This window comes from Hoeflea sp., from assembly GCF_984452065.1.
This window is the reverse complement of sequence record NZ_CFHWAF010000004.1, coordinates 12,788-26,215: the sequence shown is the minus strand read 5'-3', so window position 1 is coordinate 26,215 and position 13,428 is coordinate 12,788. Positions and strand designations below refer to the sequence as shown.

Sequence of the window (13,428 nt, the reverse complement as noted above, 5' to 3'; positions counted from 1 at the left end):
GTAAGATGCCGCGAAGAATTGTCGACCTGTCCGTGCCGCTGGAAGCCGATATCGCCTCCGACCCGCCGGTCATGCTGCCGGAGATCGACTATCTCGATCATCAGATGACGGCCGATCAGGTGACGGCGTTCTTTCCGGGTCTTGAAAAGGCCGATCTGCCGGGCGGCGAGGGATGGGCAATAGAGCAACTGCGCATCACCACCCATAACGGAACCCATCTCGACGCGCCCTATCACTACCATTCCACCATGAACAATGGCGAGCGTGCGATCACCATCGACGAAGTGCCGCTGGAATGGTGCTTCCAGCCCGGCGTAAAACTCGATTTCCGCCGCTTTGAAGACGGCTACGTGGCGACAGCCGCCGATGTGGAAGCGGAGCTTTCGCGCATCGGGCACGATCTGCAGCCGCTCGATATCGTCGTCGTCAACACGGCGGCCGGAGCCCGTTACGGCAAGCCAGATTACGTCTCCAGCGGCTGCGGCATGGGGCGCGAGGCAACGCTCTACCTGCTCGAACGCGGCGTCCGTGTCACCGGAACGGACGCCTGGAGCTGGGACGCGCCCTTCATCCATACGGCGAAGGAGTACGAACGCACGCGGGACGCCGGGATTATCTGGGAAGGCCACCGGGCCGGCATGGACATCGGCTATTGCCACATCGAAAAGCTGACCAATCTGGAGAGCCTGCCGCCGACGGGCTACGAGATTGCCTGCTTCCCCTACAAGATCAAAGGCGGCTCGGCCGGCTTCACGCGCGCCGTCGCCATATTCGACGACTGACAGCGGAGGACATCATGGCGAAAAAAATGAAAAAAGTGATTGTGACCTGCGCGGTCACCGGGGGCATTCACACGCCGACCATGTCGGATGCCTTGCCGGTCACACCGGATCAGATCGCGAGCGAGTCGGTGGCGGCGGCCGAAGCCGGCGCGTCGATCATCCATCTGCATGCCCGCAATCCGGACGACGGCCGGCCGACGCCGGACCCGGATGTCTTTATGCAGTTCCTGCCGCGCATCAAACAATCGACCAATGCCGTCATCAACATCACCACCGGCGGCGGGCTCGGCATGACGGTTGAGGAGCGGCTGGCCGCGCCGCTGCGCGCCGAGCCGGAAATGTGTTCGCTCAATATGGGCTCGATGAACTTCTCCCTGCATCCGCTCGCCGATAAATATGAAAGATGGAAACATCCGTGGGAAAAGGAGTTCCTTCTGGGCAGTGAAGATTTCATCTTCCGTAACACCTTCAAGGATATCCGCATGATCCTGCAGCATCTCGGCGAGGGATGCGGCACCCGTTTCGAGCACGAATGCTACGATATCGGCCATCTCTACAATCTCGCCCACTTTGTCGATGCGGGCCTGATCAAGCCGCCCTTCCTGGTCCAGTCCATCTTCGGCATTCTCGGCGGCATCGGCGCGGACATGGAAAATGTCCTCTTCATGAAACAGACGGCCGACCGGCTCTTCGGCGACGACTATGTCTGGTCGGTGCTTGCCGCCGGCCGTTTCCAGATGCCGTTCATCACCCAGGCCGCGATGCTCGGCGGCAATGTGCGCGTCGGGCTGGAGGATTCGCTCTTCATCGCCAAGGGTCAGCTTGCCCGATCGAATGCCGAGCAGGTCGCAAAGATCAGGACAATCCTCGAGGAGCTGGGCATGGAGATCGCAACGCCGGATGACGCGCGCGCCATTCTCGATCTCAAGGGCGGCGATCAGGTCAGGTTCTGATGGCCGGCAACCCCATCATCGGTTTTGAGGTCGATCCGGCGGACATCCGGTCCATCGGTCACGATCTGCAAAGGCCCGAATGCATCCTGGCGGAGCCGGACGGCTCGCTCTGGTCGGCCGATGCCCGCGGCGGCGTTGTCCATATCAGGCCCGACGGCAGCCAGGAGATCATTACCCAGTCCGAAAAGACCGATTTCGCCGACGCAACCGATGAGGCGACCCGCTTTACCGCCGGAACCCTGCCGAACGGCCTCGCCTTTGCCCGCAATGGCGACATCCTGATCTCCAATTTCGGCACCGACCGGCTGGAAATCATGAAGCGCACCGGCGAGACCCGGGTGCTTCACGATACGATCGACGGGGCGGCGATCGGCAAGGTCAACTTCGTGCTGCGCGATTCGAAGGACCGGATCTGGCTCACGGTGTCGACAAAAATACCCAACTGGATGGATGCGATCAGCCCCGATATTCGCGACGGTTTCATCGCGCTTGCCGACGAACGCGGCCTCAGGATCGTTGCGGACGGTTTCGCCTTCACCAACGAGATCCGCCTCGATGCCAATGAGGAATGGCTCTACATCGCCGAGACCACGGCGCGCAGAATAACCCGCATGCGTGTCGGCGACGGCGGCGCGCTCAGCGAACGCCAGACATTCGGCCCCTCCGACCATAAGGCCTTCATAGACGGCATCGCCTTTGACGCATTCGGCAATTTGTGGGGCACCCATGTGATGACCGACCGCATCTTTGCTATCACGCCGGAGGGCGACCTGCAGATCATCCTTGACGACGACCACGGCTCGCAGCCCGGCAAGGCTCTGTTGAAGGCGTTTGACGAGGACCGGGTGACACCTGATCTGGCCGTTGCCTGCGGCGGATCCATCGCGCCGTGGATGGCGAGCGTCACCTTCGGCGGACCGGATCTGAAGAATGTTTACATCGGCAGCCTGCGCGGAACCACGATCCCCTGGTTCCGCTCGCCGGTTGCCGGCTTACCGATGGTTCACTGGAACGAAGGATAAAGATCATGAGCGAAACCGGCACGATGCCTGAAAAGGCTGTTGTACAATTCGACTGTCACGGCCAGGCCGTCGGCAAGATGCGCAACGAAATGGATGTGCGCATGGTCAAGCCGTTCGAGGAACGCTTCGAACTGGCGACCGACGAGGGCGCCTTTCACGGAGGCGATGCAAGCGCGCCGCCGCCCCTTGCGATGTTCGTCGGTGCGCTCACCGGCTGCATCATGACCCAGATACGGGCCTTTGCGAAACGGCTCGGCGTATCGCTCGACGACCTCAAGGTGGAAACCCGTGTCCAGTGGAACTGGCACGCCGTCGGACGTGTTTACGAGACCGCGCCCAAGGCGTTTGAAATCGACGTGCTGATCGACAGTCCCGACCCGGAAGACCGTGTGGTCGAACTGATCGAAACCGCCAAGAAGGGCTGTTTTGTCGAGCAGACGCTGGGTGTCGCCAACACCATCAACCACCGTATGAAAACCGCCGGGGGATGGCGTACGGTCTGAGTCGCTATGCGCCGCTTCAGCGGAAGGCGCTGGGCGGCTTGCCGTGCTGTTCGACAAAGGCGCGCGTCATGGCCGCGGCATTGCGATAGCCGCATCGCACGGCGATCTCCGAGATCGAATAGGATGACTGCTCCGCGTAGCGGCGCGCGGCATTCAGTCTGAGATGCTTGTAAACGGTGATCGGCGCGGCCGCGAGTTCCGCCCGGAACGCGCGGGTGAGGGCGCGCTGCGTGATTTGCAACTGATCCGCGATGTCGCCGATCCTCATGGGCCGTTCAAGCCGCGACGACATCAAGGCAATGCACTCCTCAACCAGTTGCGATGTGCCGCGCCGGTATGTCTGATCCGCCGGCCGCTGCGTGGACTGGTGCAGGAAGAACGAGGAAATCTCCAGCCGCACGGCCTCGCCATGGGTGCGGCTGATCAGTTCGAGAACCAGATCGAACGCCGTCATCGCGCCGCCGCAGGTCATGCGATCGCCGTCGATCACAAAACGCTCCGTCACGGCATCCACATCGTCGAACGCCTCCGAGAACGCGGTGATCTCGTCCCAGTGGATGGTGGCGCGGCGGCCCTCGAGCAGTCCCGCCCGGGCCATGAGCCAGGCACCGGTGTCCATGCCGACAACGTTCCGGAAGCGCGCCGCCGCCGCGTTGAGTGCCCGGGACGTGGCGCCGACCGCGTAGGCCTGCACATCGTAGCTTGAGACGACAAACAGGAACGTTCCGCCCGGATGATCGCGAAGCCTGCAATTGGGCAGCACCGGCAGACCGCTGGACGATTCGACCGCCTTGCCGTCCAGCGTGGCAAAACGCCAACGGTAAAAGTCCCGCATGAGAAACGCGTTGGCCGCGCGCAGCGGCTCGATGGCGTTCGCCAGACAGTGATTGGAAAATCGCGGAAAAAGCAGGACCGCGACGTCCTGGGCTTCCATTGCCTGCAGGTGCCAATTTCGCATGATTTCTGTCTAACTCCGCATCATGGCAGGTGTCAAATGCGCTATGAGGAATGAGATGCCGTGCCGGGAGGAAAGCCATGCAATTCGGCCTCACCAATGAACAGGAGATGATCGTCTCGACCGTCCGCAGTTTTGTGGAAAGCGAGATCTATCCGCATGAGGCCGAGGTCGAAAGGACCGGCCGGGTTCCGCCGGAGCTGGCGCAGGAGATCAAGCGCAAATGCATCGATCTCGGCTTCTATGCCTGCAATTTTCCGCCGGAGGTCGGCGGCGCCGGATTGAGCCACCTCGATTTTTCGCTGGTCGAGCGTGAACTCGGCCGCGGTTCCATGGCTTTGACGCATTTCTTCGGCCGTCCGCAGAATATCCTGATGGCCTGTGAGGGCGAGCAGCGCGAGCGTTACCTGCTGCCCGCCGTGCGCGGCGAGCGCATGGATGCACTGGCCATGACCGAGCCCGATGCCGGATCGGACGTCAGAAGCATGAAATGCACCGCGACGCGCGACGGTGCAGACTGGCTGGTCAACGGAACCAAGCATTTCATTTCAGGTGCCGAGCACGCCGACTTCTTCATCGTGTTTGTTGCCACGGGCGTCGATGAAACCCCCAAGGGCCCGAAGAAGCGCCTCACCGCTTTCCTGGTGGATCGGGGCATGCCGGGTTTTGAGGTGAAGGACGGCTACAATTCGGTCAGCCACAAGGGTTACAGGAACTATATCCTCTATTTCGACAATTGCCGCCTGCCGGACAGCCAGGTTCTCGGTGCGGTCGATGGCGGCTTTGCGGTGATGAATGAATGGCTCTATGCGACGCGCCTGACCGTTGCGGCCTTTTGCGTCGGCCGGGCGCGGCGTTGTTTCGACTACGCACTGAAATTTGCCGCCGAACGCGAGCAATTCGGCCAGCCCATCGGAAGGTTCCAGGGCGTCGGTTTTCAGATCGCCGACATGATCACTGAGATCGACGCGGCCGACTGGCTCATGCTGTCGGCCGCCTGGCGTCTGGACGAGGGCCTGCCGTCGAACCGCGAAATCGCCAGCGCCAAGCTCTATGCCTCCGAAATGCTCGCTCGCGTGACGGATGCCGCATTGCAGATCCATGGCGGCATGGGCCTGATGGACGACTTTCCGATCGAGCGGTTCTGGCGCGATGCCCGGGTTGAGCGGATCTGGGACGGCACGTCGGAAATCCAGCGCCATATCATCAGCCGCGATCTTCTGCGGCCGCTGGGGGCCTGATGTCCGGGATCGACCGCCTTCTGCGGCCGCGCAGTATCGCCGTCGTCGGCGGCGGCGTCTGGTGCGCGAATGTGATCGACCAATGCCGCAGGATCGGTTTTGAGGGCGATATATGGCCGGTGCATCCAAGGCGCGATACGGTCGGCGGAGTGCCGGCGCACGCGAATATCGAAAGCCTTCCGTCGCCGCCGGACGCTGCCTTTATCGGTATAAGCAGGGATCTGGCGATCGAGGCCGTAGGCAGCCTCTCCAGGCGGGGTGCGGGCGGCGCCGTCTGCTTCGCCTCCGGTTTTTCCGAAGCGCAGGCCGAGACGGGCGACGGTGCGAAAAAGCAGGCCGCGCTGCTCGAGGCGGCCAACGGGATGACCGTCCTCGGCCCCAATTGCTACGGTCTTTTGAACTATCTGGACGGCGTGGCGCTGTGGCCGGACCAGCACGGCGGCGCGCGTGTCGGGCAAGGTGTGGCGATCGTCACGCAGTCCTCGAACATCGCCATCAATCTGACCATGCAGACCCGCGGCCTGCCGATTGCCTATATGGTCACCGCCGGAAATCAGGCGCAGACGGGCCTCTCGGAGATTGCGCTGGAACTTCTGCACGATAAACGCGTGACGGCCCTCGGCCTGCATATTGAAGGCATCGGCGATCTGCGCAGCTTTGAGATAATGGCCCGGGCGGCGCGCGCCCTCGACAAACCCGTTGTCGTGCTCAAGGCCGGCAAGTCCGATCAGGCCCGCTCCGCGACGGTATCGCACACGGCGTCCCTGGCCGGCAGCGATGCCGGGGCGCAGGCGCTGTTTCAACGCTTCGGGATCGGCCGGGCCGCCACGCTGCCGGTCTTTCTCGAGACGCTGAAACTGCTGCATGTCGTCGGTCCGCTGACCTCCAACCGGATCGCGTCGATGTCCTGTTCGGGAGGTGAGGCATGCTTGATGGCGGACGGTGCACATGGCGGCGCGGTGGAATTTCCGGCCCTGAATGAGGATCAGCGGTCGGGTCTCGGCGCCGCACTGGGCCCCAAAGTCGCGCTCGCGAACCCGTTGGACTACCACACCTATATCTGGGGCGACGAGGACGCGCTCGCGGCGACGTTTTCAGCCATGATGCAGGGCGATCTGGCCATCGGTTGCGTGGTTCTGGATTTTCCGCGCGACGACCGCTGCAAGGCTTCGGACTGGGAGCCGGTCATCAACGCGGTCGCCCGCGTGCAGGCCGATGTCGGTCGACCAATGGCCATCTTGAGCTCGCTCCCCGAAACCATGCCTGAAGCCGTTGCCGCGCGCCTCGTGGGGATGGGAATCATGGCCTTCTGCGGCATGGCCGAGGCAATCGCGGCGATGGAAATCGCCGCTCAACTCGGTCGGCGCACCGATGTCGCCGCGCCGCTGATGCCGCCGGCGGGACCGGCGGGAAGCCGCACGCTCCTTGAGGCCGACGCCAAGGCGGTGCTCGCGGCTCAAGGGCTGCGTATTCCGAAAGCGGCGCGTGCGGACGACCCGGTCTCGGCGGCGCGGGCGGCAAACGGCCTTGGCTTTCCGGTTGCGTTGAAGGGGCAGGGCCTTGCGCACAAAAGCGAAGCCGGCGCCGTGGCGCTGAACCTGCAAGACGCCGAGGCCGTCGAGGCGGCGGCGGCAGGGATGCAGGCGCGGGAATTCCTGATCGAGCAAATGATCACGGACGCCGTCGCCGAATTGCTGATCGGCGTGGTTGCCGATCCGGCCCATGGCTACGTCCTCACCCTGGCTGCCGGAGGCGTTTTGACCGAGCTCCTGGAGGACAGCGTCTCAATGCTGGTGCCGAGCGCGCGAAACGAGGTGGAAGAGGCGCTGGGCAAATTGAAGGTCGCGCGGCTTCTGGCCGGATACCGGGGCGCGCCGCCCGCCGACATTGACAGCATCCTCGATGCCGTGATGGCGGTGCAGACCTATGTGGAAAACGCGCGTCCGCTGGAGATTGAAATCAACCCGCTGATATGCGGCGCCGGAGGGGCCGTGGTCGCGGACGCGCTCATAAGGATCGGAGACTGAAATGACCGATGACCCAATCAGGACCGAACGCCGGGGGCACGTGCTCGAGGTGACGCTGGACCGGCCCAAGGCAAACGCCATTGACCTTGAGACGAGCCGCATCATGGGTGACGTCTTCACTGAATTTCGCGACGATCCGGACCTGCGCGTTGCGCTGCTGACGGCGGCCGGCGAACGGTTCTTCTGCGCCGGCTGGGATTTGAAGGCGGCCGCGGGCGGGGATGCCGTCGACGGCGATTACGGCGTCGGCGGCTTTGGCGGGCTTCAGGAATTGCGCGGTCTCAACAAGCCGGTCGTCGCGGCGGTGAACGGCATCTGCTGCGGCGGCGGGCTGGAGCTTGCCCTTTCCGCCGACATCATTCTGGCCGCGGAACACGCCACCTTTGCGCTCCCGGAGATAAACTCCGGAACCGTGGCCGATGCCGCGTCCATCAAACTGCCCAGGCGCATCCCCTATCACATCGCCATGGAAATGCTGCTGACCGGACGCTGGATCGACACGCAGGAGGCCGCCCGCTGGGGGCTGATCAATCAGGTCCATCCCGCCGCCGACCTTCTGGCGCAGGCGCGTAAGCTGGCGGACCTGCTCGCCTCCGGTCCGCCGCTTGTCTACGCCGCAATCAAGGAAATCGTGCGCGAGGCGGAGGACATGAAGTTCCAGGACGCCATGAACCGCATCACCGGCAGCCAGTTTGCCACCGTCGAAAGGCTCTACCGCTCTGAAGATCAGCAGGAAGGCGCCCGCGCATTCGCGGAAAAACGCGATCCCGTCTGGAAAGGGAAATAGATCATGCCGCTGACCATGAACCGGAACGTTTTCATCACCTGCGCGGTGACGGGCTCGGGCGGCACGCAGGATCGCAGCCCGCATGTGCCGCGCAGCCCCGAGCAGATTGCCAACGCTGCCATCGACGCCGCCAGAGCCGGCGCCGCCGTGGTCCATTGCCACGTGCGCGACCCCGAAACCGGCGCGCCAAGCCGCCGGCCCGACCTTTATCGCGACGTCACGGAGCGCATTCGCGCTGCGGACGTCGATGTGGTTTTGAACCTGACGGCCGGCATGGGCGGCGACATGGTTTTCGGCCCGGCCGAAGCGCCGCTGCCGCTCAACGATCGGGACACGGATATGGCCGGCGCCGCTGAACGTGTGGCGCATGTGGCTGACTGCCGGCCTGAAATCTGCACCCTCGATTGCGGCACGATGAATTTTGCCGAAGCCGACTACGTCATGACCAACACGCCCGGCATGCTGCGCGCCATGGGCCGGATGATGACCGAGCTGGACGTGAAGCCCGAGATCGAAGCCTTTGATACCGGCCAGTTGTGGTTTGCAAAACAGCTGGTCGAAGAAGGCGTCCTCTCCGGCCCGGCGCTGGTTCAGCTTTGCATGGGGGTTCCCTGGGGCGCGCCCAACGACCTCAACACCTTCATGGCGATGGTCAACAACGTGCCTGCGGACTGGCATTGGTCCGCCTTTTCCCTGGGGCGCGATCAGATGCCCTTCGCGGCGGCTGCCGTCCTGGCGGGTGGAAATGTCCGCGTCGGCCTTGAGGACAATCTCTTTCTTGAAAAAGGCGTGCTGGCCACCAATGCGCAGCTTGTCGAGCGCGCGGTGAATATCATCGAGAACATGGGGGCAAATGTCATCGGACCTGCCGCGGTGCGCGAAACGCTCGGTCTGGTCAAGCGGCCGCCTGCAGCCCGGGGAAGCGCGGCATGACGCGCAAGGCCTGCATTGTCGGCGGCGGCGTCATCGGCGGCGGCTGGGCCGCGCGCTTTCTGCTCAACGGCTGGGATGTCTGTGTGTTCGATCCGGAGCCGCAGGCCGAGCGCAAGATCGGCGACGTGCTTGCCAATGCGCGCCGCTCTCTACCGGCCCTTTATGACAGGGCCCTGCCGGAGGAGGGCACGCTTTCCTTCTGCGGCGACCTCGCCGAAGCCTTGAGCGACGCCGACTGGGTTCAGGAGAGCGTGCCGGAACGGCTCGACGTCAAACATGCGGTGCATGCGCGTTTGACGGGGCTGGCGAAGGCCGATGCGATCATCGGTTCCTCCACCTCGGGTTTCAAACCGTCGCAGTTGACCGCCGAAGGCGCGCGCGTGATCGTCGCCCATCCGTTCAACCCCGTCTATCTTCTGCCGCTGGTCGAACTGGTCGGCGATGCGACGCAGTGCGAGCGCGGCGCCGGGATCCTGCGCTCGATCGGCATGTACCCTCTCGTGATCCGCAAGGAAATCGACGCGCATGTCGCGGATCGCCTGCTGGAGGCGGTCTGGCGCGAGAGCCTGTGGCTGGTCAAGGACGGTATCGCCACCACGGAGGAAATCGATGAGGCCATCCGCATGGGTTTCGGGCTGCGCTGGGCGCAGATGGGGCTGTTCGAGACCTATCGTATCGCCGGCGGCGAGGCGGGCATGAAGCACTTCATGGCGCAATTCGGTCCCGCGCTGCAATGGCCCTGGACAAAGCTGGTGGACGTGCCGGCGTTCGACGACGAACTGGTCGACCTGATTGCCGGGCAGTCCGATGCCCAGTCGGGCCACATGTCCATTCGTGCCCTGGAGCGGCTGCGTGACGACAATCTGGTCGCGATGATGCGGGCGCTGAAGAAGACCGGCAGCGGCGCCGGCCGTTTGATCAACGACCATGAGGTCAGCCTGCCGCATGCCGAAGACGGCGATCTTCCGGTCACCGCCCGCCGCGTCGTGCCGAAGGACTGGACCGATTACAACGGCCATATGAACGAGATGCATTACGTCGAAATCGCGTCCCAGGCGACGGACCGCTTCATGGAAATGATCGGCTGCGGACCGTCCTACATCGCGGCCGGGAACAGCTACTTCACCGTCGAAAACCGTATCCGGTATCTGGCGGAAATCCGGGCGGGCGAGATGGTTGTCGTGACGACCCAGGTGCTGTCAGGCGCCGGCAAGAAGATGCGGCTCTTCCACCGTCTGTTCCGCGCCGACGGCGCGCTCGCCGCAACCATGGAAACGCTGCTGGTCCATGTGGATCTGGAACTGCGCAAATCAACGCTTCCGCAGCCTGATGTCGCGGCGAGCCTGGCGGCGATCGCCTCGGAGCACAGCACCCTGCCGTGGCCGGAAGGAGCCGGTCATACGGGCAGCGGCACGTAAACGAGCGGCTCAGCGCGCTTCCCGCAGCGTTTTCAGGCCGAGCAGCAGGGCGGCGCCGATCAGGAACGTTGCCCCGACGCGATGGATTGCCGCGGTTGCCCTGCCCTTGAGACGGGAGGCGAGCCAGCCGGCTCCGGCGCCGTAGCTTGCCAGAAAGGTGCCGTCAATGGCGATGTAGGTCACCGAGAGAATGAGGAACTGCTGAAGAAACGGTTGCGAGGGATCGATGAATTGCGGAAACAGCGCGGCAAAAAACACCACGGCCTTGGGATTGGCGGCCGAGGTTATGAAACCCTGCATCCATAGTGTTTTGAGGGCCGCATTCGGCGCTGTGCCCACCGCGGATGAGACCGCTCCGGCATTGCGCCACATCCGGATACCCATCCAGACGAGATAGCAAACACCTGCCCATTTAACGAATGCCAGCGCGCCTTGAGACGCGATCAGCAGCGCCGCCAGCCCAAGCCCGGCCGCAAGCATCTGAAGAGCATTTGCCGTCAGGTCTCCCACCGCTGTTGCCAGTGAGGGCCGGAACCCGTGGGTCATGCTGTTGGAAAGCATCAGCAGATGGCTTGGCCCGGGCGTCACCATAAACGCCAGAACCGTCATCAGGAAGACAAGCCAGATTTCATAGTTCATCGCTTTTTACTCCCGGCGGCAGCGGGTGTTTTTAAACCATGTGAAGGCGTTGCGGTAGCCGGCTGACTCCAAAAGGTCCATTTTGAGTGTCATGCTGCGGGGCAATCGACAAAGGCCGCATTACTTGCCATGTGCTTCAAGCGACGCCATTCTACGGCGAAACCGGCCAGGGCGAGAATGAGGACGTGAGAACGCGGACAAGCGGTGCCGGGCAACCTGTCAGCGCCCGCAATGGCCGTTATCATGAATGTCCCGCTCGCCGACCTGCCCTATTTCGACGAGGATATCTGAAGCCCGGCAGTGTTCCGGGCTCGAAGCGCACGATACCCCTGACCGATGGGGGTGCACGTTACAAGGCGTGTCGCCGGCCCGCGCCCTGACACAATTATGACTGTCCAAGGGTTGCTATGCCCGGCGCGGAGGATACCTCTTTGGGTAGGTCGCGTTCAGGCGGCCAATGAGTAACTGGGAGGTATTCATGAAATTTGACTATATTGTCGTGGGCGCGGGATCGGCGGGATGCGCAGTGGCTGCCCGGCTTTCCGAAAACCCCAAGACCAGCGTGTTGCTGCTGGAAGCCGGACCGACCGACGCCGATCAGGAGGCGGTTCACGTGCCCGTTGCGTTTCCGACCCTGTTCAAGACCGATCTCGACTGGGACTATTCGTCAAGCGAGCAGGAGGGGCTGAACGGACGTCAGCTCTATTCGCCGCGCGGCAAGGTTCTTGGGGGATGTTCATCGATCAACGCGATGATCTATCAGCGCGGCGCGCCCGCCAATTACGATAGCTGGAACAGGGGAAACATCACCGGCTGGGGCTGGAAGGATATCCTGCCGTTTTTCCTGAAAGGGCAAAATCAGGAGCGCGGGGACATGCCGCTGCACGCTTCGGGCGGCCCGTTGACCGTGGCCGATCCTCGCGACCCGAACCCGTTGTCTGTGGCATTCGTGAAAGCGGCTGAAGAGCAGGGATATCCGCTCAACGATGATTTCAATGACGGCGAACAGGAAGGGTTCGGCCTTTATCAGGTGACCCAGCGCAAGGGCATGCGCGGATCGGCCGCCGTATCCTATGTGCATCCGGCGCTGGAACGCGACAATCTGACGGTGATCACCTCGGCCATGACCAAACGGTTGGTGATGGACGGGCAGACCTGCATCGGGGTCGAGTTCGAAACCCCCGACGGAACACAGATCGCCCATTGCAACAGGGAGGTCGTTGTCAGCGCCGGCGCCTACGGTTCGCCGCAATTGCTGATGGTGTCGGGCATCGGCCCGAAGGCGCAACTGCAGGAGCATGGCATCGCCGTGGTCAAGGATCTGCCGGGCGTCGGCGAGAACCTGCAGGACCATTTCATGGCGCCGGTGGCGTATCATTGCACGCAGGAGATCAGCCTCGCCGGCGCGACCGATCCGGCCGAAGCCGAGAAACTGGCCGAGGGCATGGGGCTGCTGACGTCCAATATCGGCGAAGCGGGCGGCTTTCTCACCGTTCATGAGGACGCCGAGGCACCGGACCTGCAGTTCCATTTTGCTCCGGGCTGGTTCATTCTTGACGGCGCGGGCAACCCTGAGGGCCACGGGCTGACCGCTTTGCCCGGCATCGTCGGCACCCGCAGCAAGGGCCGGGTGACGCTGGCGTCTTCGGATGTGGCGGACAATCTGAACGTCGACCCCGGCACCTACAGCGACAGCCGCGATCTCGATGTGGTGGTCGAGGGCGTGAAGATCGCGCGCAAGATCCTGAATTCGCAGGCCTTCGATGAATTCCGCGGCGATGAATACCTGCCCGGCGCGGATGTTGAGAGCGACGAGGATCTGGCCGAGTTCGTGCGCAACTATTCGCAGACCATCTATCACCCCGTCGGCACCTGCAAAATGGGATCGGACGAGATGGCCGTCGTCGATGCCGCGCTGCGCGTGCATGGCGTATCCGGCCTGAGGGTCGCCGATGCATCCATCATGCCGACCATCATCAACGCCAACACCAACGCGCCGTCGATCATGATCGGCGAGAAATGCGCGGCGATGATGCGCGGACACTGACCTGATCCGGGGCGAGGCGGCTGTGACGACACCGGCGGCTGCTTCAGGGGGATCGGGTTCATACACACGGGCATCCGGAACCATAGGCCTCGGTCCGGATGCCCGGCCCTTGAATTGCCCC

The 13,428-nt window shown here is 63.2% G+C and carries 12 protein-coding genes; 10 read left to right on the top strand and 2 right to left on the bottom strand.

Annotation, left to right across the window (positions count from 1 at the left end; genetic code table 11):
- Positions 1–5: 5 nt before the first annotated feature.
- The 4 genes from AC5E6N_RS01685 to AC5E6N_RS01670 are packed head-to-tail and all read left to right on the top strand — an operon-like array spanning position 6 to position 3,260.
- Positions 6–782 carry a cyclase family protein gene (locus AC5E6N_RS01685; protein ID WP_491746173.1) on the top strand — a complete coding sequence of 259 codons (777 nt, stop codon included), beginning with the start codon at positions 6–8 and terminating at the stop codon, positions 780–782.
- A 26-nt stretch (positions 783–808) separates the two neighbouring features.
- Positions 809–1,735: a 3,5-dioxohexanoate:acetyl-CoA acetone transferase gene (gene kce, locus AC5E6N_RS01680; RefSeq protein WP_491746172.1), complete on the top strand. Its 927-nt coding sequence runs from the start codon at positions 809–811 to the stop codon at positions 1,733–1,735.
- Positions 1,735–2,757, top strand: a complete 1,023-nt coding sequence (locus AC5E6N_RS01675) for an SMP-30/gluconolactonase/LRE family protein (protein WP_491746171.1) — start codon at positions 1,735–1,737, stop codon at positions 2,755–2,757. Before kce ends, AC5E6N_RS01675 begins: the two co-directional genes overlap by 1 nt.
- A gap of 5 nt (positions 2,758–2,762) precedes the next feature.
- Complete coding sequence (locus AC5E6N_RS01670; RefSeq protein WP_491746170.1) at positions 2,763–3,260, top strand: OsmC-related (seleno)protein; 498 nt, start codon at positions 2,763–2,765, stop codon at positions 3,258–3,260.
- 16 nt (positions 3,261–3,276) lie between these two features.
- On the opposite strand, the gene AC5E6N_RS01665 is transcribed toward AC5E6N_RS01670, so the two are convergent.
- Complete coding sequence (locus AC5E6N_RS01665; RefSeq protein WP_491746169.1) at positions 3,277–4,218, bottom strand: GlxA family transcriptional regulator; 942 nt, start codon at positions 4,216–4,218, stop codon at positions 3,277–3,279.
- A gap of 77 nt (positions 4,219–4,295) precedes the next feature.
- On the opposite strand from AC5E6N_RS01665, the gene AC5E6N_RS01660 reads away from it, so the two are divergent.
- From AC5E6N_RS01660 to AC5E6N_RS01640, 5 genes are read left to right on the top strand one after another with little or no spacing between them, the layout of a single operon-like run.
- Positions 4,296–5,456: an acyl-CoA dehydrogenase family protein gene (locus AC5E6N_RS01660; protein WP_491746168.1), complete on the top strand. Its 1,161-nt coding sequence runs from the start codon at positions 4,296–4,298 to the stop codon at positions 5,454–5,456.
- Positions 5,456–7,483: an acetate--CoA ligase family protein gene (locus tag AC5E6N_RS01655; protein ID WP_491746167.1), complete on the top strand. Its 2,028-nt coding sequence runs from the start codon at positions 5,456–5,458 to the stop codon at positions 7,481–7,483. The genes AC5E6N_RS01660 and AC5E6N_RS01655 overlap by 1 nt, the downstream gene beginning before the upstream one ends.
- Before the next feature lies 1 nt (position 7,484).
- A complete protein-coding gene (locus tag AC5E6N_RS01650; protein ID WP_491746166.1) occupies positions 7,485–8,270 on the top strand; it encodes a carnitinyl-CoA dehydratase in 786 nt (261 codons plus the stop codon).
- Positions 8,271–8,273: 3 nt separating this feature from the next.
- Positions 8,274–9,203 (top strand): 3-dehydrocarnitine:acetyl-CoA trimethylamine transferase BcoG, encoded by a 930-nt coding sequence (bcoG, locus tag AC5E6N_RS01645; RefSeq protein WP_491746165.1) that lies wholly within the window; start codon positions 8,274–8,276, stop codon positions 9,201–9,203.
- The gene (locus tag AC5E6N_RS01640) at positions 9,200–10,621 is read left to right on the top strand and encodes a carnitine 3-dehydrogenase (protein WP_491746164.1); all 1,422 of its coding nucleotides are present in this window, start codon (positions 9,200–9,202) and stop codon (positions 10,619–10,621) included. The genes bcoG and AC5E6N_RS01640 overlap by 4 nt, the downstream gene beginning before the upstream one ends.
- 9 nt (positions 10,622–10,630) lie before the next feature.
- Here AC5E6N_RS01640 and AC5E6N_RS01635 read toward each other — a convergent pair whose 3' ends face one another.
- Positions 10,631–11,260 (bottom strand): LysE family translocator, encoded by a 630-nt coding sequence (locus tag AC5E6N_RS01635; RefSeq protein WP_491746163.1) that lies wholly within the window; start codon positions 11,258–11,260, stop codon positions 10,631–10,633.
- A gap of 478 nt (positions 11,261–11,738) precedes the next feature.
- Between AC5E6N_RS01635 and AC5E6N_RS01630 the strand changes: the two genes are divergently transcribed.
- Positions 11,739–13,307 carry a GMC family oxidoreductase gene (locus tag AC5E6N_RS01630; RefSeq protein WP_491746162.1) on the top strand — a complete coding sequence of 523 codons (1,569 nt, stop codon included), beginning with the start codon at positions 11,739–11,741 and terminating at the stop codon, positions 13,305–13,307.
- The last annotated feature ends 121 nt before the right edge of the window (positions 13,308–13,428 follow it).